This is a genomic window from uncultured Paraglaciecola sp. (assembly GCF_913020055.1).
Taxonomy (GTDB): Bacteria; Pseudomonadota; Gammaproteobacteria; order Enterobacterales; family Alteromonadaceae; genus Paraglaciecola.
Genome location: NZ_CAJWCF010000051.1, coordinates 1 through 24,363 on the forward strand (window position 1 = coordinate 1; position 24,363 = coordinate 24,363).

Genomic DNA, 24,363 nt, shown 5'->3' on the forward strand with positions numbered 1-24,363 from the left:
AGAAAGATAAGCCATCCCTTAATTTAACTGACGTAGAGCTTAACGCTATGATCGTTGCTTAAGCAGATCTGGGGTTACCTATTATTTATTTAGACTACCAGTTACTATTCTGAATGTCTCCTGATCGCTCAAACCTGAAGTAAACGAAAACACAGATACGTCCGCAATGGTGACGAAGCGGAACAATTATTGAGTTGAAATTCCATAGCTTTAATACCAACTAAAAATATCTAACTATATTAAGAAATATCAAACATTATTATAAATTATCAAACTTATTATCGTCGGACAGTAAATCGATTATATAACGCTAGCAGCGATCCAAGCGATAATATAAGCAAGCAGTCCGTAACAAACGAACAACCCCCAGGCTATTTTACCGCTACCTGTTTCACCTTTGATGGTGGCGACAGTAGCAACACATTGCAGAGCCACAACATAAAATAACATCAGCCCAATTCCGGCACCAAGGGTTAGTCCATCAGCTTGAATATTAGCAGCTAACCCGGCTATATTTTCATCTGCGCCTTCAATTCCAAATAATGTACCAAGGGCACCAACAAATACTTCGCGGGCTAAAAACGAGACTAATATCGCCACACCATAACGCCAATCTAAGCCTAGTGGTTCAAATATTGGTTCAATCCACTGCCCTAACGCCGCTAAATATGAAGACTGTAAGTCACCATTTTGCGGAAAATAACCTAAAACCCATATAACTACCGATACCATAAAAATAACTGGTGCTGCCCTTCTGATAAACTGCTTAGCACTAGTTAAGACTCTGTGGATAAGTGGTTTCCAGTGGGGTAAACGATAAGTCGGCAACTCTAAAATAAAAGGCATTTCTGCTTTATCTTTATCTAAATCAGTCAATTTAGTCAGCAATGTACTCACTAATAATGCGGTGGCGATACCAATAAAATACAAAATAAAGAAGGTAATACCCTGTAGGTTTAATAATCCACCAAGATATTTTGTGTCGGGAATGAGAACAGCAATTAACAAAGCATACACAGGCAAACGAGCGGAGCATGACATCAATGGAATAGTCATCATTGTTATCAGACGCTTACGGGGTGACTCTATGGTGCGTGCGGCCATGATTGCAGGTATCGCGCAAGCATGCCCTGACAAATAAGGAATAAAACTTCTACCAGACAGTCCAAAGTAACTGAGTGGTTTATGGCAAATTAATGCTGCTCTGGCTAAATAGCCACTGTCTTCAAGCAAACCAATGATCAAAGTAAGCACCATTATCTGAGGTACAAAAACTAAAAATGAACCTACCCCGCCAAACATAGCATCGGTAACAAAATCGTTGACTACACCAGCTGGAATTACCTGACTACTCAACATAGCCAGCTCAGTCATAACAGTCTCAACTCCATCCATTAATGGACTGGCCCAAGTGAAAATACTTTGGAACAACAAAAACATGATGCTTAAAAATATCAAACCACCAAACACGCTGTTTAACAAAAAATCATCGATTCTATTTTGTTGCTTTAATACCACATCAGCTTTAATACCATAACGGGCAGACAACTCTCGGCTGATTTCTAGCAATGAACTTTGTGGAGCGTTATTTTTAATTGGTACAAAATCTTGTGGATGTTTAGCCGCATCAATGAGGCCCAACTTAAATTCATGTAAACCAATTAAGGTTTTGGCTGACAGCGCATATACGGCACAACCAAGATCTGCGGCTAATTTATCAGTATCAATTTGATGGCCAAATCGTTGTACTTCATCAATCATATTTAGTGCAAAAATCACACCTTTGTTATGTTCAAAAGCCAAATCTCTGACTTGAAGACCAAACACTAAACTTCTTTCTAATCGAGTCGCATCTAAATTACACACTATTAACGATGTATCATCATTGTGCATCGCTTCATGTAACTTTTCGATGGCAAGTTCTTCATCTTTCGACAAACTCTTTAATGAATAGGTACCGGGATAATCGACTAATTGGTATTCGTCGAACTTACCACTTTTCAATTCAACGGTCACACCAGGAAAATTTGCTACTTTTTGGCGCATACCTGTTAATTGGTTAAACAGTAAACTCTTACCAGAATTGGGTTTACCAACCAAGATGATATTTTTCATTGGACTCTTTTTAGAAATAAGAATAGTTGGGCGTTGGTTCTCTTAGGAAGCAACAAATAGCAATATTGAACATTTGCCAAAGATCTGCAGAACTGCGAACTTCACACATCAGCTTAAAGCCAAACTAATATTGATACGATTAGCAATATTTTGTTCTAAAGAATAAACACAATCACCAACCTGCAAGACTAAGGGGCCTTTCAAAGGGCTGCGACGTAAACATTGAATAGCCTGACCAACGGCAAAGCCCATTTCATTTAGACGATCAAATACTGCAGGCACTATACTTGGATCGAGACTATCGATTAATGCAGTTTGTTTATTTTTAATTTCCCAGAGGGTCATACAACTACCAGACTAAACAGCGTAAATACAAACGATTATCATTTATATCATTTTAAACAACCGCTGTGCAACCTAACAGATTGCAAAGCGGCATATTTTTAGTCTAATTTATGCATTGCGCAAATGGTCGGCAACCAAAAAGGCCATTTCTAGTACTTGGTCAGCATTTAAACGGGGATCGCATTGGGTTTTATAGGCTTGTGCTAAGTCGTCATCACTTATTTGATAAGCACCACCAGTGCACTCAGTTACATGCTGTCCAGTCATTTCTAAGTGAATACCACCAGCGTGAGTACCTTCAGCTTTGTGGGCTGCAAAAAACTGTTGAATTTCACGCAAAATAGCGTCGAAGTTACGAGTTTTATAACCACTTGACGCTTTAAAAGTATTGCCATGCATTGGATCAGAACTCCACACTACTTTACGGCCTTCTTGTTTTACGCGGCGTAAAAGCTTAGGTAAGTGCTTCTCGAGATTATCGGCCCCCATACGGGTTATCAATGTCAGTCGACCAGCATCATTAGTTGGGTTAAGTGCATCAATCAGCTGAATGAGTTCATCTTCTTGCATACTCGGGCCTACTTTGACACCGATAGGATTATGAATACCGCGGAAAAACTCCAAATGAGCATGATCGAGTTGACGAGTACGTTCACCAATCCACAACATATGCGCTGAACAGTTGTACCAATTTCCGGTTAATGTATCGACTCGGGTTAACGCTTGCTCGTAATTAAGTAACAAAGCTTCGTGTGAGGTATACAAACTAGTTTCATGCAAAACAGGCGTGTTGCTTGAATTAATCCCCATGACACTCATAAATTCTAATGAATCTTGAATTCGCTTAGCTAGATCATGGTAACGACCTTTTAAAGGGTTATTTTCCACAAAAGCCATATTCCAGCGATTCACTTCATGTAAATCGGCCAAACCACCCTGCGCAAAAGCTCGCAATAAATTCAGCGTAGATGCGCCACGATGATAGGCTTCAATCATCCGCTGAGGATCAGGCCTACGTGATGCTTCAGTAAACTCAAAACTGTTAATAATATCGCCACGATAGCTAGGCAACGATACCCCATCAATAGTTTCAAAGTCGCCAGAACGAGGCTTTGCATATTGCCCTGCCATACGTGCGACTTTAGTGACCGGACAACGACCCGCATAGGTCAACACTATGGCCATTTGCAAAATAACTTTAAAAGTATCGCGAATTTTGGGTGCGTTAAATTCATCAAACGATTCAGCGCAATCACCACCCTGCAACAAAAACCCCTTGCCTTCAGCCACATCACCTAACTGCTTATACAGATCACGGGTTTCAGCAGCAAACACTAGCGGCGGATAACTGCCAAGAGTACCTTCAACCTGTTTAAGGTGTTGTTTATCTTCATAGGTAGGTTGTTGCAATATCGGCTTTGAACGCCAACTATCTGGTTGCCAGTGGCTCACGGTTTTTCCTTTTCAATAGGTATAAGTGTAGGTATAAGGTAGTCGATTAATAAACGAACCGACAATCTGCTACGGGAATTTAGAGCGAAAGACTATAAATTTCAATCACAAAGGTGTTTATTCTTAAATTATATATGGATAACTTATGGTTGAGTTGATTTAAGGTGTTGCACAAAGCCATCAGCACCTTGTTCAATTAAATCTAAAACATATTCAAAACCGCGCTTCCCGCCGTAATAAGGGTCTGGCACTTCCTGTTCTTCAGATTGACTAAAACTTAAAAGCAACGCTACTTTGTGTTGAAATTCTTCAGGGCAAATTTCCAAAAGATTAGCCACGTTTGCGTTATCCATTGCCAAAACATAATCATATTTTTCAAAGTCTTGCTCTACTACCTTACGACATCTTAAGCCTTTAAAACTATAACCTCGCTCCTCGCCCACAGCCTGCGAACGTTTATCAGGCGCTGCCCCTTTGTGATAACCAGCTGTACCAGCTGAGTCAATTTCGATAGTTAACGCGTGGTCTGTGGCCTTTTTCTTAAACACTGCTTCAGCACTGGGCGAACGGCATATGTTACCCAAACAAACAAAAAGCACCGAAGGTGTATTAATTGACATGATGAAACCTAAATTATGATTGGTGGATTTTCCCCTAGGCAAAGTATTCTATCTGTCTATAATTGTTCGTCTAGTGGTAATAGGGATTAATTTAAAAATGAATGCACAAGTACTGATGTTAAGTAGTTCTCGAGTGGGCACTGAAGATTATCTGCAGCATGCTTTGCCCATGCTAAATAATTTTTTACCCGAAATAACAGAACTGCTGTTTATTCCATTTGCTGGTGTATCAGTCAGCTGGGATGACTACACTACGAAAGTACAAGAAGCCCTACCCGATTATCAAATAAAGGGCATTCATCAATTCTCAAATGCCTCACAGGCATTAGAAACAGCGCAAGCCATAGTAGTAGGCGGTGGTAACACTTTTAATCTACTCAATGAACTGTATCAGCAAAACTTATTAGAGACGGTAAAAAAACACGTCAGCCAAGGCACACCTTATGTGGGCTGGAGCGCTGGTTCAAATATCTGTGGTAATAGTATTCGCACCACTAACGATATGCCTATCATACAACCACCCAGTTTTGATGCACTGAACTTAGTGCCATTTCAACTCAACCCACACTACACCGACTACCAACCACCTGGTCACAACGGTGAAACTAGGGCCCAGCGTATTGAGGAGTTTTGTATTTTAAACCCTATGATGCCTGTTATTGGTATTCGTGAAGGCAGTGCCTTGTTGTTGCAAGGTGACTCGTTGGTCTTAAAAGGAGAATTAGATGGTGTGGCATTTGAGGGGATATCTCAGAGTGTGATTAAGCCAGATCAAAACTTAAGTATGTATTTAGAGCTTTGATTTTGGTTCAAGACCTCAATTTGGAAGCTTTCTTTTATTGGAATATGTATTTAATTTGTCCTGGACTTAACAGTTCGTTGTAAGTTGCACTGTTACTCCAAATCCCATTGATTTGACTGGCTTGATAAGCACCTATAATAAATTGTTCATCATTAACGGAGTTTTCTCCATTTAAGGCATCAACCGCCGTCATCGCATAATTTCTAACAATCTCCTGCCAATTCAGTATTCCAATTCGACACTTGAATACCAATAAACACTCCAAAAATCACGATTAACAAGTCTAAAAAAACGCAAACCAACTTTGCTCTTTTACATGTTTGGTGAAGGAGCGTAGAAGCATTGTTTAATCATCCCTTGATAGAGTTTTCTTACGAGCAATTAACCACTTTTCAGCCATGATATCGAGTCTAAAAATCAATCTATCTTGCATGTTTTTTTTCACGGGTGTGCTGTGTAAATATTCTCGCTGTACCTATTACTACCGAGTTCCGCATCAATGGCTAAGCATCAGCGTTGAGTATTAGTTAATTGTATCTTTTAGAAGTAGAAAAACGGCATCTCTGTTTAGAGTTGGATAAACGAGAATAAACATATATCTAAATAAAAGCATCCGCATCATCAGCAAGGCTTAGGCTTAAATTCATCGAGTGAAACTATTTTTCCGAAGGTTGCTTTAGCTCAGGCTGTTTTTGTAAATATTTAGTCAAATCAACATTATATTTCTGATAACTCATATCAATTTCGCTTATATAGGGGTTATTAAGCTCAATGAGCTGGCGATTAGCTAATCCAACCAACTTAATACTGTCTAGAAAGAGTTCATGCCACAATTCATTGAAGCTACCATCTTCGTAAGCCCGCTCTAAGCCTGTCATAATTCGTTGAGCATTCACTTTATTATCTTTATTAGTGATAAAAAAGCGGGGCAATGGATAATAAAAAGCAATACAAGGTTCAATTCGTAAATCAGGAAGTTGCGAACGCCTGATTTCCCATTCTGTTTCTATCTCGTTGACACCTCGAAAAAAAGCATCAATCCGCCCCATACTAACCATCTCAAACATTTTGTCATAATTGCTAATTTTATAAACATTTAAGCCATTTGCACTCAATATATCGCCATCCAACCAGCCAATACCTTGCACAATTGACATTTTAAATTTAATAGACGCCAATGTTTGGGTTGAGCAGTATCGAGATTGCTGACCATCTCGAATAAAAGCTACACGATAGCCGGCTACACCACGATCAATGGGAAAGGGAATGGCTAAAAAACGCTGTGCAATCTCATTAGTCATAGAAGCTTTAAAGAAAAAATTTGACTCTGACTGTTGTTCCATCTGACGTAATATACGCCCAACATTGACCCCATTATAGGTCGCATTGAGCTCATAATCGCCATACTCAGCTTTGGTTTTCTCCAAAGCCAATTCTAGTACTTTTTTAACCTACACAAAACGTCTATCAATCGAGGTTTCCGCCCCTTTAAACGAAAATACAGTTTTGGCGACAGCGGAGTAACTTAAACACAATGTGATAATACAAATTATTTTGAACTGCAATTTTACTATAACCTTCTTCATATCAGCTAATAAATATGAATGAGACTTCTGCCTAATACAAGATTATTCATAATAATTCGCCGTCAATAGGTTTATTTTACTGCAATAAACGTGCTTTGCGGCGGTCCAAGATAACTGGACTTTAATCCGCCAGTATCAATCATTATCTTTTGTAAAACCAAGCCCGGATCAATCGCATAAATTCGCAGTGAATGCTGGCCAGGTGTTTTAAAGTCTAGAGTGGTAGTTACTTCCCTAACTCCCTCAATTACCCCTTGCTGCCAATCTTGGTGGCTATTATGTTCAAGAGTATCTACGACAAAAACAGCTTGCTCATCAATGGAAACACCGAATCTTAATCCAGGTCCATTTGCAAAATTCAGACTGGGTGCTAATAGAGAAATCAAGCGAAGTTCGCCACTAGAAAAAAGATAAACATCGTACTCAAGGTAAGGCGCTGCGAGAATATTATCCGCAAAACTGGTGTTAGCAGGCATAGTGACAGACATGGATGAATGTGTTCGGCCATGTAGTGGAATTTCTTGCCAAAAAGCGTGAGGCGAATTATTACCAACTTGGGTGTTTGCAGCCTCAATTGACACATATCCATCCGCTTCAATAAAACCAGTTTTGGTTTCTTGTTTTGCCTTAAAAGCAGTGACCGCTATTTTTGTTTGTCCTAAGTTAGCGCCTTTAATGGTTATATATCCCTTATGGTCCCCCTCTTTAAGTTGAGCCCAATCGACCGTTACTTGAATACGCTTTTGCTTATCAACTTTACCGGCTGTAGTGGACAATTTCATCCAATTATTTGAAGATTTAGCTTCAAAGTTAAATGTTTGAACTCCTCTATTAAACACATCAAAAAAATATTCTTGTTGACCGAATGCTGAAAAATCCAATTGCAAACCTCCAGCCTCAGGCCACACATTAGCGCGGCCTTCAATCGCTACTCCCATATCCGCCACAGAGATAGGCTGATTGATCTGAACGACTGGCATAGTATTCTCTCGAGGATTATTCCAATGGGTATAACCAATATGCGGTTGCGACATAAAGTGATTCCATTTCCCGTTATTTATACCGTGATAACGCTTCTCTAACGCCGCACCGGCTGCAAACCATTCTCGAGCCTACTCAGCACATTCATTGGTGGACACACGCTGTTGCTGAGCATACAGATAGTTTTTGGCCAGACTATTATTTAATTCGTACACATTTCGACTGGCTTGTATCGGATGTAAGACCAATTGAAAAAAGGCATCTTGGTAGCGTTCACCTAACTTCTTGGCAATTTCCTCAGCGGTATTTGATAAGTTGCTTAGTTCATCAGAAATACGCTGGGCTTCGTTATAAGCAAGTTGACTGTAGGTATCTGGGGCTAAAAGTTCGGGTTTGCGCCGGCCATTGTGTCGAGTATAACCTTGAATCAATTTGGCTATCTGTAGTGCATATTGTTCGCCAAACTGTTGCGTTGCCCAAGAGACTAAATAGTCTGAAAGAGAGTTTGCAGAAAATTGAGTTGGATCCCACGCCATTTTAAGGAAAAAGTCAGTGGGTAGCTCCATTGGTTTTAAATCGCCCACGTTGGTAATCCAAATTTTCCGTGCATTATATTGGTAAGCTAAATTCATCTGCTCCCATATTTTTGCAATGGGGATGGTATTTATCCTACGATATGATCGCGGTCCACCAACATAATCAAAGTGATAATACACGCCGGCACCGCCACTTCTTTCCCGCTCTTTGGCAGTTGGCAATCGACGAATGTTGCCCCAATTGTCATCCGACCATAACAAGGTGACGTCGTCAGGAACACGCATACCATTTTCGTAATACCCTTGGACTTCTTTATATAATGTCCATACTTGTGGTACGTCACTGATATCGTTGCGCTGATACACTTCTTGTAAAATGTCACGTTGATCACTTACTATTTTTCTAACAAGGCGATGTTTTGTTGTTCGCTCATTGGCTCATCTTCTTGGCCACGCATGCCTAAAGTAAATATGCTCTCAAGCTTTTGGTGACGTTTGGCGCCCTGTTGCCAAAATTCATAAAGGTGTTTTTCGTTGACCGCGTAATCCCACTTACCTTCTCCGGTCCAATTCCATTCTTTGTCTGCTCGCATCATAGGTTCATGATGTGAAGTGCCCATTACAATTCCCATCTCATGAGCCAATATTGGGTTGTTAGGATCATCCAAGTTAAATGCATTATTCCACATGGCTGGCCACAGATAATTGGCTTTAAGTCTCAACATCAACTCAAACATATGCCCATAAAACTGACTGTTATAGTTACCAAAATTTTCTTGTACCCAACCTGTAAGTGCGGGCGCTTCATCATTTAAAAAAAGGCCTCTATATTTTACTTTGGGCCAATCCACTACCAGAGTATCGGCTTTCACAAAGATGTCTTCGTGCTGAGCCACAGGTACGTCAGCCCACCAATACCAAGGCGAAACCCCTACTGCACTTGAAAGTTCGTAAACCCCAAAAATCGCGCCGCGCATATCACTGCCCGATATCACTAAGGCTTGCTCAACGCCCTCAAAAGGCTGCGATACTAGTTGAATTTGATAGGCTTCCCATTGCCCTTGAATAGCTTGAATATCGATTTTACCGGATTTTTGTAGTGCTTTTATTGGCCCACTATTGTCTAGGGTGCCCACAATAATAAGCATTTGGGCTTTAGCTATAGAGTGGATAATATTTGGCGTTTCACCGGTAACTTTATGGAGATCACTTTGTAGGTTTTTTAAGGCTAATTTAAGCCCATTGCGTTCAGACGGGTCGATAAACATAGAGGTAGGCTGGTTATCTTTACTTATTGCAAAACTACCCTTAGAAGCACTAAAAGTAATAAAGTCGGCGGCACTAGCAGTGTCACTTACCAGTAAAAACAAAACCAAGGCAAAAAGTTTGTGTTTAGCGATTACATGTTTCATTGATGTATTTCCAATTATTCTAATGTTAGCCCCAAAACGCAAATAGGACTGCAAAACAGTCCTATTTGAAATTCAATACCGCAGTACTAAAGTGAACCTAGTCTCGGTAAGGCACTAATGTTTTTATCAGGCCATCACTGTCGTATTCGATTTCAGCCATCTTGACTGAGCGCAGGTGGGTGACCCCAGCTGAAAGAGACGAGTCATGGTAAAACAAGAACCATTTATCCTGATATTGCGCGATTGAATGATGGGTAGTCCAGCCTAAAACAGGCTCCAAAATTCTGCCTGCATAGGTGAATGGTCCGTAAGGACTTTCTCCTATGGCATAACACAACAAATGCGTATCACCAGTCGAATATGAAAAATAGTATTTACCATTATATTTATGCATCCAAGCGGCTTCAAAAAATCGTCTATCGTGATCACCGGCTAACAAAGGTTGGCCTTGCTCATCAAGTATTAACATTTCTTTAGGCGTTTCATCAAATTCCAGCATGTCGTCGCTCATGCGAGCGACGATAGGTCCTAAAGCCAGTTCATCCGCTTCTTGCTCAGCAATATTTTGGTCATATTTATTATTCCGATAATGTTGTAATTGACCGCCCCAAATACCACCAAAATACATGTAATATTGCCCATCATCGTCTTCAAATACGGCAAGATCTATAGAATAACTGCCGCCTATAGGTTGGCTTTGCGCAACAAAAGGGCCAACCGGAGAGTCGCCCACAGCAACACCAATTTGAAAAATATCATCGGCTTTTTTTGCCGGAAAATAAAAGTAGTATTTATCGCCCTTCTTTGCCGCGTCTGGTGCCCACATTTGTCGACTCGCCCAAGGTACGTCTTTTACGTGTAATGCAACGCCATTATCTACCGCTTTGCTGTCGGGCGAATCCATTGAGATAACGTGGTAATCCTGCATGCCAAAATGGTCACCATTATCATTAAATGGAATGCCAGCATCGATATCATGAGACGGGTAAATTTAAATTTTACCATCAAACACATGCGCCGAAGGATCAGCTGTATAAATGTTCTCAACTAAAGGCGCTGAAATAGCCTTTGAACCTACTTCGGTTATTTCTTTTTGGGATAATAATTCATCCGACATCATCTACTCTCTTTACAAAAAAGCGCAACCTCAAGAAGATTGCGCATCAATTAAAATTTTATTTTTATACCTACTCTGCGGCTCTTCTGGCCGTTAAGTCCACTTCAATATGTTGTTCGACTTGTCTACTAATTCTGTAAAAGAATAAACATCCCACCGCCAATAAAAAGGGGATAGACGCATACACACTGACCGACATTTTGATTCCATTTACAGTGTCGGGCAGTTGTATTGCTAAGTCCGGATCATATTGATAAAAACCTAAAATACTGGATAACAAAGATGACCCAAAGGTGAGCCCTACTTTTAGACCCACTATCATGGCTGAAAATATTATTGCGGTTGCTCTTCTATGATTTTTCCACTCTGAATAATCAGCGACATCGGCAATCATTGCCCATAACAAAGGAGTCGAAATCCCGTAAAAGAAACCATGCAGAATCTGTGAGGTAAACACCAAACCAATTGAATCCGGCGGATACAGATAAAAGGCAGCAATAAAGATCGTTGAAATAACTACCGAAGCACCAAACACTTCTCGCTTTCCGAACTTATCGGCTAAACCTTTTGAAAAGCCAATTCCGATTATCATAAAGATAATGCCACCGGCATTAAACACTGCAAAACCTGAAGTCGCTGGATCTTCAGGCCACTTGAACTCAGTCATTCCTAAGCCCGTTAAACCTGCATTTAAGCCATCAATAAAACCGTTAAAACCAATCGTCACCAAAAAGTCAGCAATCAGCTTAGGATTTAAATAGTTTTCAAAGTAATAAATATACGCACCACCTTTGAGGGCTAGGGTCACAAACACCAAAATTGTTACCGTTAGCATTATCACCCAAGGCATATTTCTCACTAGATCTTGCAAATCTTCGAGAACTGTTGATTTTTGTTCTGCAGTTGCTATCACCCGTTCTTTGGTAGTGAAAAACGTGATCATAAACATAATCACACCCCCGATAAATAAAAAGGTCATGACCTTTTCAAAACCAATGGCTTTATCTCCATCACCGGCAATTAGTACCAGAGGAAGCAATAATACTTGTATGACAAACTGCGCAATCATGACTGCCACAAAACGATAGGAAGACATGCTATTACGTTCTTTCATATTACCGGTAATAACGCCACTTAAAGCTGAATAAGGCAGGTTATTCGCTGAATAAATCAATAACAATAATAGATAGGTAATAAAGGCATAATACACTTTACCCTCTGGACTAAAATCAGGTGTACTGAATGTAAGCAACGCTATTATGCCAAAAGGCACAGAGGTCCATAAAATCCAAGGCCTAAATTTCCCCCAACGAGTTTGAGTTCTATCAGCAATCATTCCCATAAAAGGATTAAAAAATGCGGCGATTAAGCCACAAGAAAAAATGATCATGGTGGCCGATTCCACAGGAATTTTGTAAACATCGGTGTAAAAAAAAGCGATAAATGTCACTAAGGTTTGAAATACAAGATTTGCCGCCAAATCACCCAAACTGTATCCAACCTTCTCTAACACACTTAACTTTTCGGTATTTTCTGCCATGAGATTTTATTAACACTTAGACGTAAATATCGTACGAGTCTACTTCCAGTCAGAAAGTCTGTATAGCAGCAATAAACCTGAGATTAAGTGCCTTATTGTTTAATGAAAATTAAAAACCCAACAATAACACCTTTAAAAACAACAACATACAAGTTCCAATAAGAAAGACATTAGTCGAACAGGTATAAATTTCTGTTAGAAAAACATAAAGCAATTGTTACATATAATAAAGACACTAAGAATTTCCGTCCTTTTTATGAACACTAAACAAAGGTAAATTAGCGCATCCAAGGCACAGGTGCATCGCTTGGAATTTAGGTCCCGTTACAGTCAAGAAAACGTTAAAAAATGTATTGGTTAAAAGAAGTGAGTTGAAATATTTAACTTTCGTTCTATCACTTTACGGATAACGTCATTTTTTTCACTTTATAACGCTATACTCGCGTTTTTTTTAATAATGGTCGGAGTTTTTAATGTCGAAAAACGTCTCAATCGCTCAACGAATGAATATCAAAACCTTAGTCTGGCCAATATTTGTCGAGCAATTAATGCGTATGAGTTTGATGTCGATTGATGTATTTATGCTTACTCAATATTCTCAAGCGGCCGTCGCCGCAGTTGGACTTACTGGCCATTTCATCTTTTTCTTGATCTTAAGTTATAGCATAGTGTCTTCTGGTGGTGCGGTGTTGATTGGTCAGCACTTAGGTGCAAACAAACCACAACAAGCGCAACAATATTCACAAAACAGTCTGCTCATGTCTTTAGTCAGTTCGATTGTCATTGGCCTTGCCTTTTACCTTGGCAGCCCAACTTTTATTCACGCTTTTTTTTTAGCCCCAGATGTCGAAAAATTTGCCATTCAGTATTGCGTTATTTTAGGTGGGTTATCAATTGGCATGTCCCTTAGCATTATGTTTTCGAGCATTTTGCGAGCTTATGGTTACACCAAATCCCCGATGGTAATCCAAGTGATAGCCGGCCTAATCAATTTAGCCGGCAACTATTTTGCGCTTTATCCACCTTTTGATTTACCACAAACAGGCGTGGTGGGGGTGGCTGTGGCGACTGTTACCAGTCAAATAATTAGTGCGCTAATGTGTTGGTATGTGATTAAACATCATAAAATTCCGCTTAGTTTTAAGGCGATTTTTAAACCTGACTTAATCAAATTAAAGAAGATACTAAAAATTGGCTTACCAAATGCGGGAGAAAGTATTTCTTACAACCTGGCGCAAATAACCATTATGTTTTTTGTTGCCCAGCTTGGCACAGTAGCCTTGGCCGCGGCCGCCATTGTACAAACTGCTGCTAGGTTTATGTTTGTATTTTCACTGTCATTAGGCAATGGTGCACAAATTCTGAGTAGTTTTTACGTAGGCCAAGGTCGCTTTGCAGAGCTCAAATCAAATGTGCATAAATATTGGATGTTAGGCGTTGCCATTTCCGTGACTGTGACCTTAGCAATGATAGTAGCGCGAGATCCCATTGCAGCGCTGTTTAGTAATGATTACCAAACCCAGCAGCTCATCGCACTCATGTTAATTGTATCGTTATTTCTAGAGTCGGGAAGAGCTATTAATCTGATTGTCATCGCAGCCTTGAAAGGCGCTGGCGATGTAGTTTTCCCGGTCAAAGTAGGCGTACTCGCCATGTGGGGAATAGGCGTATTATTGGCCTATATCTTAGGTATTTATTGGGCTTGGGGTCTTGTTGGCATCTGGATTGCGATTGGTTTAGATGAGTGGACTAGAGGCATTATTATGATTGCACGCTGGCAAGGGGGAAAATGGACAAATAAGGCTGAATTAGAAGTCCAATAATAGTTGTCCATAGTTAAGGTTTCATAAGTGTTACCGAGGCCGGCAACACTTATCAATACACTTTAATTAACCTACCAATTCCATAAGGTGCCGTCTTCTAAGCGGTTTACCGGCAGAGAGGCCCGTTTGTAAGGGTATTTTTTAGCTTCTTTTTCATCAATATCTGCACCGTGACCAATTGCTTCACCGGGTGTAAAAAAACCTTTTTCGAATTCATAAGAGCGAGTAAAAACCGACTCCATCAGATCACTGTGCTCCATGTGTTCTTGAATGCCAAAATTGGGAATGGCGTAATCAAAATGTAATGCCGCAGCCATACAAATGGGCGAAAGGTCTGTAGCGCCATGAAATCCTGTTTTCACGTGATACAGGCTTGCAAAATCGGCAATCCGTTTGAGGTGAGTAATACCACCAGCATGGACTATTGTGGTTCGAATATAATCGATTAACTGATCTTGGATAAGCTCTCTACAATCGTGAATTGAATTAAATACTTCACCAATAGCAATCGGTGTTGTTGAATGTTGACGGATTAATCGTAAACTTTCTTGGTTTTCAGCTGGCACTGGATCTTCAAGCCAAAACAAATGATAAGGCTCTAATTCTTTACTTAACCTAGCCGCTTCGATTGGCGTTAATCTGTGATGCACATCGTGTAATAAATGAATGTCCTCTCCATATTGTTTGCGTACTTCAGCAAATAATTTTGGCGTGTAATTCAGGTATTTTTCAGTCGACCATACATCTTCGGTTGGTAATTCTGCGTTTGCTGGTTCGTATTTTTCTCCGTATTTAGACACACCATAACTACTGGCAATACCTGGTACGCCCGATTGCACTCGGACTGCTTGGTACCCTAACTCAATGGCTTTGCCTACTTCATCGAGAGTAGTGCCTAAATCGATTCCATTAGCATGGGTGTAAGTCATTATTTTATCTCGACTACGCCCACCCAATAATTGGTACAGTGGCATATTTGCCGCTTTAGCTTTGATATCCCATAACGCGGTATCTACTGCGCCAAGAGCAGTCACGCCTATTGGGCCCCGTCGCCAATAGGCACCTCTGTATAAGTACTGCCAGATATCTTCAATACGCTGAGGATCTTTTCCTATCAACATATCTACTACGTAATCTTCAAGGTAGGAAACGACCGCTTTCTCACGTCCATTTAATGTGGCATCACCTACCCCATAAATGCCTTGGTCCGTTATTATTTTAAGAGTAACGAAATTCCGTCCTGGGCTACATACGATAACCCTTACATCAACAATCTTCACTAAATCCACCTTTGGTTTTATCGCTTAAAAATAAATGCTAAGCGTCAAGTTTGGGTTATTGGCTAACATAGCGAACCGCTTTTCATAGTAGCTTCAGATAAATATGAATATTTAGAACATCTACCAAAGAAAGGTAAGGTAATGGACTCAGTTCTTCAACTTCAAAACGTTATGTAATTTAATTTAGGGTTAACTATTTTTTAACCGTTAAACATGGCTGAACAACTGATCGATTATCTGTAATACCTTGTTGTCTGGTCTTAAGACTTTTAAACAATGAAAGAATGTAGAACATTATCCGATAGGAAAATGGGAGCCGTGAACGAACAGCCTATAATGGCAAGGTATAGTATTAAATCAGAGCGGCAAATATCCTGTAATTTGCCGATTTGGCTTAGATGCAACTAGATTTTATATATCTAAAACAGATAAATCTAAATGCACCCCCGCTTCTTCTGGGGTATTTAGTCTAGGTAAAGTACCAATAAAAGGCACGTCTAAAAGTGTTTTTAAACTTTCGATATTGTCATCTAAAAAAGGCATATCGGGGTCAACTTGATTTGCCACCCACCCTGCTATCTTTAGGCCGTCGTTACGAATACATTCAGCCGTTAACACTGCATGGTTCAAGCAACCTAAACGCATACCCACCACTAAAATGACCGACAGATTTCGTTCCACTACGAACTCTGACAAATATCTTGGCTTACCTTCAAAATCGATACCTAATGGCAAACGCCAGCCCCCTGCACCTTCTACTATCAACACATCAGGCTTTTTCTGAAATATACAATTAAACCCTTCCCGCACTGTATCAATAGAAATTGGCTGAGCGGTGACATCTTCAGTTAAATTTTGTGCGGCTAGATGTGGTGCGATGGCGGCTTCAAAAGCAATGGGATTCACTTCGTCATAAGTTAATTCAAGGCTCGAATGCTGTTGCAAGGTCAAGGCATCTTCATTACGCAGTCCTTCGGGGGTGAGTTCACAACCTGCAGCAATAGGTTTGTAAGCGGCGGTTAATAAACCTTTTTTATTGAGTAAAATGAGTAACGCTTCGCTGACAAACGTTTTGCCAACTTCGGTATCTGTGCCAGTTACAAAAAATGCGCGGCGTTTAACTGATAAATGTCCCATGAGAATCCTATTTAATTGCGAATCACAGTTATTTACTGCAGTGTAAGAAGCAGACCTGATATGTCAGAGGAAGTTGCATATTTTCAGCGTATTTTTGCTGATAATAGGTTTCAAGATGTTGCAACGTTCGTCGATTAAAGGTGTTTTTACTTTGACTAAAAGCGGTGTCTGTTGGCTCTGAGCTTTTTAACACTACATTAGCACCAATTGATTTGATCGAAGACAACAACATTCTGATGTCCTGATGCCAAGTAACGTATTGTTTTTCCTGCATATTTACGTGCAAGCCTTGAGATATTGCTGCATCACACCAAAACTGGGCACTGGCAAAGTTATTCACGTGGCGCTGACTATCAATGTTGAGCCAACTATCGTTTAGTTGATTAAATGAACCATCACACATAATAGCCAATATCGCATTTGAACCCGAAGTCATTACACGGGATATTTCGGACATCACTTTTAGTGGATTGTCTGACCATTGCAAAACCATAGATGAAAACAACATATCAACCGTGTTATCTGCTAGGGGCAAACTATCTGCATCGCCTTGTAACCAACTAATCGATGGGTCAGCTAACACAGTATTTTGTTTAGCGTATTCCAACATACCAAATGCTAAATCCATAGCGATTAAGTTGTCACATCTAGTGCTAAGTTTCTGGCTAATTCGTCCAGTTCCACAACCAATGTCTAATCCAGTTTTATAATGCGATGGCAAAAAGGCCATTGCATCAAAAGCTATATCCAATTGCACATCGGCGGCTGAATTATAAGTATTCGCGGCGCGACTAAATTGCTGAGCGATTCGAATTTTATTTTGACTAGCGATAGAGGTAATAGCCATCACCTAACTGCCTTTTTATTGTCGAGTAATACAATTTGTAAAGCATCAATTAAGGATTCGATATCACGAGGGTCATGTGCTGCAGTTAGAGTAATACGTAACCTGTCGGTATGTTTAGGCACTGTTGGGTAACGAATAGCCGTCACCCATAAACCCAGAGTCTTCAGTTTTTCGCTAGCAGAAATGGCTTTTTGCGCATCACCAATTAACAAAGGTTGAATAGCCGAATTAGAAGGCATTAATGGCAACCCAGCTTTGTCAGCTAAGGATTTAAACAATTCAATCCGCTCGGCAAGAATAGTCCGGCGTTCGTTACTTTGTTTGGCTTGTAAACTCATCAACGTTGCATAAGCCTGCGCTGCTGGCATAGCAGTGCTGTATACATAATGTTTAGCAAAGTTAATTAGGTAATCGATGAAATCATGGCTACCAGCAACAAAGGCGCCTGCTGTTCCAATGGCTTTACCAAAAGTAGCCATCAAGATAGGCAATTGTTGTTGTGACAACTGATGTGTTTCTACTACTCCCAGACCATGCTCGCCTAACATGCCAAAACCATGGGCATCATCGACCATCAACCATGCACCGGACCGTTGACTCATTGTAACCATTTCAGATAAAGGTGCTTGGTCGCCATCCATACTAAAGACGCCTTCGGTAGCCACTAAAATATTCTGTGCTTGATGCTTATCTGTAGAATTCAACAAAATTTGCAGGTGTTGAAGATCGTTATGTTTAAAACGCGATAACTTGGCTAGAGACCCTTTTGCACCTTCAACAAAAGAAGCATGCATCAGTTTGTCGGCAATAATTAAGTCTTGGTGTTCGCCATGTTTTTGACTAAACAAAGCTTGGCAAACAGCTTGATTAGCTGCAAAACCAGAATTAAACAGCAACACCTTATCGCGCTTAAGTTCGGTAGCCAAATACTCTTCCAACGCCTGATGGGCATTGGTGTAACCCGTCACTAGAGGTGAAGCACCGCTACCACCACCATATTCGCTAATTCCATCAACCCAAGCTTGCATAACTACACTGGAGCGGCGCATCGCTAAATAATCGTTGCTGGAAAAATTAATATAGTGCTGCCCACCAATTTCAATCATTGGGCCTGAGGCTGAGTCAACCGTTTTGCGCGAACGTAAAAGCCCTTCGCTTCGACGCTTTTCTAAAGCCGAAGCGATAAAATCAAATGCCATTAGTTTGTGACAGTTTCAGCTTGTTTAGTCGACGCATCGTAAAATAAATTCTCGCTGGTTTTAGCAGTAGAATCGCCTTCAATTTCTTCTAATAGTGCTGCTTCATGAGCTTCATCTGAATAGTCACGGGTTTGTGCAGAATTGATCCCCAACTTTTTAAACAACATCACATCTTCATGTGTTTCTGGATTTGAAGTAGTTAGCAACTTACAACCATAAAAGATTGAATTCGCCCCTGCCATAAAACACATAGCTTGCATCTGTTCATTCATCGCTTCACGACCAGCAGATAAACGCACATACGATTTAGGCATCATGATCCTAGCTATGGCGATAGTACGAATAAACTCGAAATAGTCTAAGTCCTCTACATTCTCCATCGGCGTGCCTTTCACTTTTACCAACATGTTGATTGGTACACTTTCTGGATGATGTTCAAGGTTAGCCAGTTGCATTAACAGACCTGAGCGGTCATCGGCAGTTTCGCCCATACCTACGATGCCGCCAGAGCAGACATTCATACCTGCCCCTCTGACGTTCTCTAATGTGTCTAACCTGTCTTGATAGGTGCGAGTAGTAATAATATCGCCATAAAACTCTGGAGAGGTATCGAGGTTGTGATTGTAATAATCAAGACCCGCTTGTTTCAAGGACAATGCTTGGTCACGGGTTAACATACCTAAAGTCATACAGGTTTCTAAACCAAGCTTTTTCACTTCTTTTACCATCTCGGTTACATAAGGCATATCTCGCGCGCGAGGGTTACGCCATGCGGCTCCCATACAAAAACGAGTAGAGCCTGCTTGTTTAGCCTCTTTGGCGCGCAGAATCACTTTTTCTACTTCCATTAAGCGTTCTTTTTCTAAACCAGTATCATAACGAGCGCTTTGCGGACAGTATTTACAATCTTCTGGGCATGCACCGGTTTTAATCGACAACAAAGTGCTCACTTGCACTTGATTAGGATCAAAATATTGTCTGTGAATGGTTTGTGCCTGAAACATCAAGTCGTTAAATGGCAGATTAAAAAGGCTGTTCACCTGTTCAATAGTCCAGTCGTGACGAATGCTAGCTTGATTGAGTGATGAGGAAGAGCTTAAAGACGAATTGGTTAAAGACATGGGGCAACCTTTGATGTTCAGACTTTACTAAATGATTCAAGGCGCTTAGTCTATGGCTCAGAGCAGCATTGTCAACCTAATTTAAATTTAAAACTTTACAAGCGAACATATTTTGAACAATCAGAATTTACTCTTCGATCAACAACACATTTGGCACCCTTATACCTCAGCAATTGATCCTCTTCCTTGCTATGAAGTGACACGAGCAGAAGGGGTATACATCCACCTTACGTCAGGTGAAAAACTGGTGGATGGCGTGTCATCTTGGTGGACGGCTATTCACGGTTATAACCACCCTGAGCTTAATCAAGCCATAAAAAGCCAAGTAGATGACTTTGCTCATGTAATGTTTGGTGGGCTCACTCACAAACCTGCTATTGATCTATGTCGAACATTGCTGGATATCACTCCCCAGGGATTAGACCGAGTATTTCTGGCTGACTCTGGATCGGTATCAGTTGAAGTAGCCATGAAAATGGCGCTGCAGTATTGGGCGTGTCAGGGTAATAATCATAAAAATAGATTTATCACACCACGCAATGGTTATCATGGTGATACATTTGCCGCGATGTCAGTTTGCGATCCTGTTAATGGCATGCACAGTTTATTTACTGATGCCTTGAAGCAACAAATCTTTGCTCCAGCTCCTCAAACTCGCTTTGATAAACAGTGGAACGAAGATGACATCAAACCATTAGAACAACTGATTCAAGACCACCACAATGAACTAGCAGCGCTTATTATTGAGCCTATAGTACAAAATGCCGGTGGTATGCGGATTTACCACCCAGAATATTTAAAACGCTGCAGACAGCTTTGCGACGATTACAACATACTATTAATTTGCGACGAGATTGCCACGGGCTTTGGTCGTACTGGTAAATTATTCGCTTGTGAACATGCTGATATCAGCCCTGACATTATGTGCCTAGGTAAAGCGTTAACAGGTGGTTATATGACGTTGGCCGCCACTCTTTGTTCTGAAGATGTTGCACAAGGAATATGCCAAGGAGAGCCTGGTGTGTTTATGCATGGCCCTACCTTTATGGGTAATGCCCTAGCTTGCTCAGTAGCCAATGCAAGTTTAAAAATCATTCAAAAAAACGACTGGCAGGTACAAGTGTCGCGGATTGAACAACAACTGTTTGCTGAATTAACACCCTGTATTGATTTAGAAGCCGTGGCCGATGTGAGAGTGATTGGTGCTATAGGTGTTGTAGAATGTAAATCAGCCGTGAACGTAGCCGCATTACAAAAAGCCTTTGTACAACAAGGCGTTTGGATTAGGCCATTTGGTAAACTGGTTTACATCATGCCGCCCTACATTATTGATCAGCAACAGCTAACTCAATTAACCCAGGCTATTTACAACGTTCTCAAATGATTTACCTACGTCACATAAAAATGTGACATTTAGTGAAAAACTGCGGGGTCCTGTTCACTCAAGTGCTGTAACTGAGCTTGCAGCAATTGTGTCGCAGGATCTTTTGGACATTTACGGATAAAATATTGATAATCTGCAATCGCAACTTGAGTGCAATCCAATTGATGTAATAAGAATCCTCTATCTCGTCTCTCATAAGGATCGTTAGGACATAAGTTGACTAACAACTCTACTGCAATTAGTGCTTCAGAATAACACTTTTCGTTGATATACGACGCTTTCAAATTATGCAGTAATCTTACAATAGTCTCGTCACAACTAGCTTCGTCCAAGGCTTCATCAGGCATTTTTTCATCTTCTATTCCGTGTAAAATAGAAAAATAAAGTGACTCTAAATCTTGCCGACTTAATTGTTTACCATTAAGAGGATCCAAATAAATATCTGGTTCCTGACTAAAACGACACTTGATTAAAAAGTGTCCTGGGAAGTTCACGCCACTAACATCAAAGCCAAGTGCTTTACCCATAGATTGGAAAACAATAGCAAGACTGACAGGGATACCTGTACGGTAATCAAGGACATGATCGAGCAAACTAAACTGACAAGAAAAATAATTTTTTTCATCGCCACTAAAGGCTAATTCCACAAAAAAAAATTGAATAAAACGATTAAAACTCTCAGAGCTAGTATCAGCAGAGCCGATAAATGCTTTTCCTTGGTCAATCCACAAATCTACTTGGCGTTGGTAGTCATCAGGTTGACAATTATCAGGCTGAAACACGCTAGCTAACTGCAAACTGGCCATCAGATAATCTCCTTTAGAGATAGCCTGTTTTAACTCTTTCAATTGTTTTACCCCACTAAATTTACTCCTTTCTATTTATCGGTTTAAGTGGGGTAACCTTTACTGCAAAAAGCAGCTAATCTGTTAAAAATATCTAAGTCACTGTTAAATAATAATTTATACAAAACTAAGTTAGAAAAGTATGGGTTGTTTGCTCACCGCGACCATGCCTGCATAAGCGATCCAACTTAACGCTCCCACAAGACCAATACCTCGCATAAACCCGTTACGACCAAGCTTTAAGGCTAAAGTAACCATAAATATGTACATGACCAAAGCTAACAGTTTTTCTGTTACCCAGGCATCTACGAAAGGATACTGTTTGAGAAGCACGCATAATGTCACTGCGCTAGCTAACAAAAAGGTATCTACAATATGCGGAAGAATTTTTAGCCACTTTTTTTGTAACATCGGTGATTGCATTGCGTTAAGCACAAAACGCAATAGAAACAACACCACACTCAAGGCAATGGCAGTTAGATGAATATGTTTTACAGCTTCGTACATTCTAAATAAACCTTAATTTTTTTGGGGGGGATGTCGTTAACTTTGTGTAGAAAAACTTTGCATGACAGCTTCGATTTCTTCGATATTTTCTTGCAATAGATCGACTAATTTTGGATCAAACTGCTGGCCTTTCTCGGCAAGGATCACTTCCATTACTTTTTCTAGTGGCCATGCTTCTTTATAACTACGCTGCGTTCGCATCGCGTCAAAGGCATCAGCTAGGCTGGTGATCCTACAAAATATATGAATACCTTCGCCAGACTTACCTCGTGGGTAGCCTTTACCGTTCCAGTATTCGTGATGATCGCGAGCAATCAGTGCCGCTGATTTAATCAGTGGGCGATTAGAATCTTTTAGTAAACTGTAACCAATCTCTGCGTGACTTCGCGCTTTACGCATATCATCTTCATCAAGGTTACCTGGGTTCAGCATAATATTGTCTGAAACATTAATCTTGCCAATATCATGCAATGGAACAGCTAAACATAAGGTTTTTAAATCTTTTTTAGACAGACCTGCAGATCGGCCCAAAATTTCACAAATTTTAATCATTCTTTTTGTATGATTTTGACTTCCGAAACTTGTTTCCATCGCATCGGCTAAACGTTCAATAATTTCACGCTGTGTATCTTCAATATCTTTGTTAAGTAATACATTATCGAATGCTATTTGCACATTCTGAGAAAATATCTCAACTAAATTTTTATCTATATCAGTCAGTTTTCTAGGTAAGCCAGAGATATAAAGCAACGACCCCTTTTTGGTTTTACTGTCACAATATGCCACCAAATATTCGTCTTCATAAACCAAGGTTTTATTGGCATAAGCTTGCTGGCAAGAAATCAACTCTGGACCGCGAATCACTTGCTCTAATCTTTGACCTTCTGTGTCTTCATACTCGCCTTTACCTGTAAACACATAGAGCTCGGAGGAATTATATTGCTCAATGGGTTTGGGTCCAACAACGGCCGATGTCAAATATGCAGCGTCTTTTGAACCACCTAATAAAGAAGCTAACTGTTGAACAATTCCTTCAATAAAATTTTCCAAAGAATTAATACTAAAAAGGTCGGTCGAGGCAGAGATGATTTTTTCCAAACCCTGTCTATTTTCTTCAATGACGATGATATCGCGGTATGAACGAAGTGCTGCAATAACAACGGTGAAAAGTTTTTGTGAGGTCAATTCTGTCTTAGATTTATAATCATTAATATCGTAATTAATGATTACATCTCTTTCTGGTGCTTGACCTGGTTGGCCGGTTCGCAAAATAATACGAGTGAAGTGATTATCCGCATCATTTCTAATAAAGTCGGCTACCTGTAAACCCGCGTCATCAGTTTCCATGACCACATCAAGCAAAACGACTGCGATGTCATCATGATCAAGAAACATTTGTTTGGCTTCTTCACCATTAAAAGCACTGATAAAATGAAGGTCTTTATCTTGAAATACAAAGTCTCCAAGTGCTAGCTTGGTCACAGCATGCACTTCAGGTTCATCATCAACAATTAATACTTTCCATTTGCCATGCCTTTCAATTTCTTCATCGTTATCTTCGGCAAATAAAATTTCGTCTGACATAACACTTTCCTATAAAACAATAACTTGGTATTGACCTACTGCTGATATCACCCAGCAAAACGTGTGGGTTAAGTTATAACTTATTGGTGTAAACAACAACTCAACGGGAAGAAAAATCTGATATAAAACT

General features: G+C 40.2%; 19 protein-coding genes and 2 pseudogenes. 3 read left to right on the top strand and 18 right to left on the bottom strand.

The window, feature by feature from the left end; genetic code table 11:
• Window positions 1–300 precede the first annotated feature (300 nt).
• The 4 genes from QZ488_RS12175 to QZ488_RS12190 all read right to left on the bottom strand — a co-directional run bounded on the left by QZ488_RS12175 (window position 301) and on the right by QZ488_RS12190 (window position 4,532).
• Window positions 301–2,115 carry a ferrous iron transporter B gene (locus QZ488_RS12175; protein WP_293749028.1) on the bottom strand — a complete coding sequence of 605 codons (1,815 nt, stop codon included), beginning with the start codon at window positions 2,113–2,115 and terminating at the stop codon, window positions 301–303.
• Between the two features lie 108 nt (window positions 2,116–2,223).
• Window positions 2,224–2,460 carry a FeoA family protein gene (locus QZ488_RS12180; protein ID WP_293749030.1) on the bottom strand — a complete coding sequence of 79 codons (237 nt, stop codon included), beginning with the start codon at window positions 2,458–2,460 and terminating at the stop codon, window positions 2,224–2,226.
• A gap of 108 nt (window positions 2,461–2,568) precedes the next feature.
• Window positions 2,569–3,912 carry a class II 3-deoxy-7-phosphoheptulonate synthase gene (locus QZ488_RS12185; protein WP_293749032.1) on the bottom strand — a complete coding sequence of 448 codons (1,344 nt, stop codon included), beginning with the start codon at window positions 3,910–3,912 and terminating at the stop codon, window positions 2,569–2,571.
• Window positions 3,913–4,055: 143 nt separating this feature from the next.
• Window positions 4,056–4,532 (bottom strand): low molecular weight protein-tyrosine-phosphatase, encoded by a 477-nt coding sequence (locus QZ488_RS12190; protein WP_293749034.1) that lies wholly within the window; start codon window positions 4,530–4,532, stop codon window positions 4,056–4,058.
• 97 nt (window positions 4,533–4,629) lie between these two features.
• On the opposite strand from QZ488_RS12190, the gene pepE reads away from it, so the two are divergent.
• Complete coding sequence (gene pepE / locus QZ488_RS12195; protein ID WP_293749036.1) at window positions 4,630–5,334, top strand: dipeptidase PepE; 705 nt, start codon at window positions 4,630–4,632, stop codon at window positions 5,332–5,334.
• A 34-nt stretch (window positions 5,335–5,368) separates the two neighbouring features.
• On the opposite strand, the gene QZ488_RS12200 is transcribed toward pepE, so the two are convergent.
• From QZ488_RS12200 to QZ488_RS12230, 6 genes and pseudogenes are all read right to left on the bottom strand, one after another.
• Window positions 5,369–5,587 carry a hypothetical protein gene (locus QZ488_RS12200; RefSeq protein WP_293749038.1) on the bottom strand — a complete coding sequence of 73 codons (219 nt, stop codon included), beginning with the start codon at window positions 5,585–5,587 and terminating at the stop codon, window positions 5,369–5,371.
• A gap of 403 nt (window positions 5,588–5,990) precedes the next feature.
• Window positions 5,991–6,761 (bottom strand): hypothetical protein, encoded by a 771-nt coding sequence (locus tag QZ488_RS12205; protein ID WP_293749040.1) that lies wholly within the window; start codon window positions 6,759–6,761, stop codon window positions 5,991–5,993.
• Window positions 6,762–6,991: 230 nt separating this feature from the next.
• Window positions 6,992–7,954 (bottom strand): hypothetical protein, encoded by a 963-nt coding sequence (locus QZ488_RS12210; protein WP_293749042.1) that lies wholly within the window; start codon window positions 7,952–7,954, stop codon window positions 6,992–6,994.
• A gap of 78 nt (window positions 7,955–8,032) precedes the next feature.
• Window positions 8,033–9,849: pseudogene (locus QZ488_RS21510) on the bottom strand (glycosyl hydrolase 115 family protein).
• 97 nt (window positions 9,850–9,946) lie between these two features.
• Window positions 9,947–10,966, bottom strand: a pseudogene (locus tag QZ488_RS12225) (glycoside hydrolase family 43 protein).
• Window positions 10,967–11,036: 70 nt separating this feature from the next.
• Window positions 11,037–12,506: an MFS transporter gene (locus QZ488_RS12230; RefSeq protein WP_293749048.1), complete on the bottom strand. Its 1,470-nt coding sequence runs from the start codon at window positions 12,504–12,506 to the stop codon at window positions 11,037–11,039.
• A gap of 473 nt (window positions 12,507–12,979) precedes the next feature.
• Between QZ488_RS12230 and QZ488_RS12235 the strand changes: the two genes are divergently transcribed.
• A complete protein-coding gene (locus tag QZ488_RS12235) occupies window positions 12,980–14,329 on the top strand; it encodes an MATE family efflux transporter (protein WP_293749050.1) in 1,350 nt (449 codons plus the stop codon).
• Window positions 14,330–14,400: 71 nt separating this feature from the next.
• Here QZ488_RS12235 and manD read toward each other — a convergent pair whose 3' ends face one another.
• The 5 genes from manD to bioB all read right to left on the bottom strand — a co-directional run bounded on the left by manD (window position 14,401) and on the right by bioB (window position 19,913).
• Window positions 14,401–15,609 carry a D-mannonate dehydratase ManD gene (gene manD, locus QZ488_RS12240; protein ID WP_293749052.1) on the bottom strand — a complete coding sequence of 403 codons (1,209 nt, stop codon included), beginning with the start codon at window positions 15,607–15,609 and terminating at the stop codon, window positions 14,401–14,403.
• Between the two features lie 411 nt (window positions 15,610–16,020).
• The gene (bioD, locus tag QZ488_RS12245; RefSeq protein WP_293749054.1) at window positions 16,021–16,746 is read right to left on the bottom strand and encodes a dethiobiotin synthase; all 726 of its coding nucleotides are present in this window, start codon (window positions 16,744–16,746) and stop codon (window positions 16,021–16,023) included.
• A gap of 28 nt (window positions 16,747–16,774) precedes the next feature.
• A complete protein-coding gene (locus tag QZ488_RS12250; RefSeq protein WP_293749056.1) occupies window positions 16,775–17,593 on the bottom strand; it encodes a methyltransferase domain-containing protein in 819 nt (272 codons plus the stop codon).
• Window positions 17,593–18,792 (bottom strand): 8-amino-7-oxononanoate synthase, encoded by a 1,200-nt coding sequence (locus tag QZ488_RS12255; RefSeq protein ID WP_293749058.1) that lies wholly within the window; start codon window positions 18,790–18,792, stop codon window positions 17,593–17,595. Before QZ488_RS12255 ends, QZ488_RS12250 begins: the two co-directional genes overlap by 1 nt.
• Entirely contained in the window at window positions 18,792–19,913 is a 1,122-nt protein-coding gene (gene bioB, locus QZ488_RS12260) for a biotin synthase BioB (protein ID WP_293749060.1), read from the bottom strand. The genes QZ488_RS12255 and bioB overlap by 1 nt, the downstream gene beginning before the upstream one ends.
• 109 nt (window positions 19,914–20,022) lie before the next feature.
• On the opposite strand from bioB, the gene bioA reads away from it, so the two are divergent.
• Window positions 20,023–21,297 (top strand): adenosylmethionine--8-amino-7-oxononanoate transaminase, encoded by a 1,275-nt coding sequence (gene bioA, locus QZ488_RS12265; protein ID WP_366509016.1) that lies wholly within the window; start codon window positions 20,023–20,025, stop codon window positions 21,295–21,297.
• A gap of 29 nt (window positions 21,298–21,326) precedes the next feature.
• On the opposite strand, the gene QZ488_RS12270 is transcribed toward bioA, so the two are convergent.
• The 3 genes from QZ488_RS12270 to QZ488_RS12280 form a co-directional block, all read right to left on the bottom strand.
• Window positions 21,327–22,145 carry a tetratricopeptide repeat protein gene (locus tag QZ488_RS12270; RefSeq protein WP_293749064.1) on the bottom strand — a complete coding sequence of 273 codons (819 nt, stop codon included), beginning with the start codon at window positions 22,143–22,145 and terminating at the stop codon, window positions 21,327–21,329.
• Window positions 22,146–22,274: 129 nt separating this feature from the next.
• Window positions 22,275–22,649 carry a SirB2 family protein gene (locus QZ488_RS12275; protein ID WP_293749066.1) on the bottom strand — a complete coding sequence of 125 codons (375 nt, stop codon included), beginning with the start codon at window positions 22,647–22,649 and terminating at the stop codon, window positions 22,275–22,277.
• A 36-nt stretch (window positions 22,650–22,685) separates the two neighbouring features.
• A complete protein-coding gene (locus tag QZ488_RS12280) occupies window positions 22,686–24,233 on the bottom strand; it encodes a response regulator (protein ID WP_293749068.1) in 1,548 nt (515 codons plus the stop codon).
• Between the last annotated feature and the right edge of the window lie 130 nt (window positions 24,234–24,363).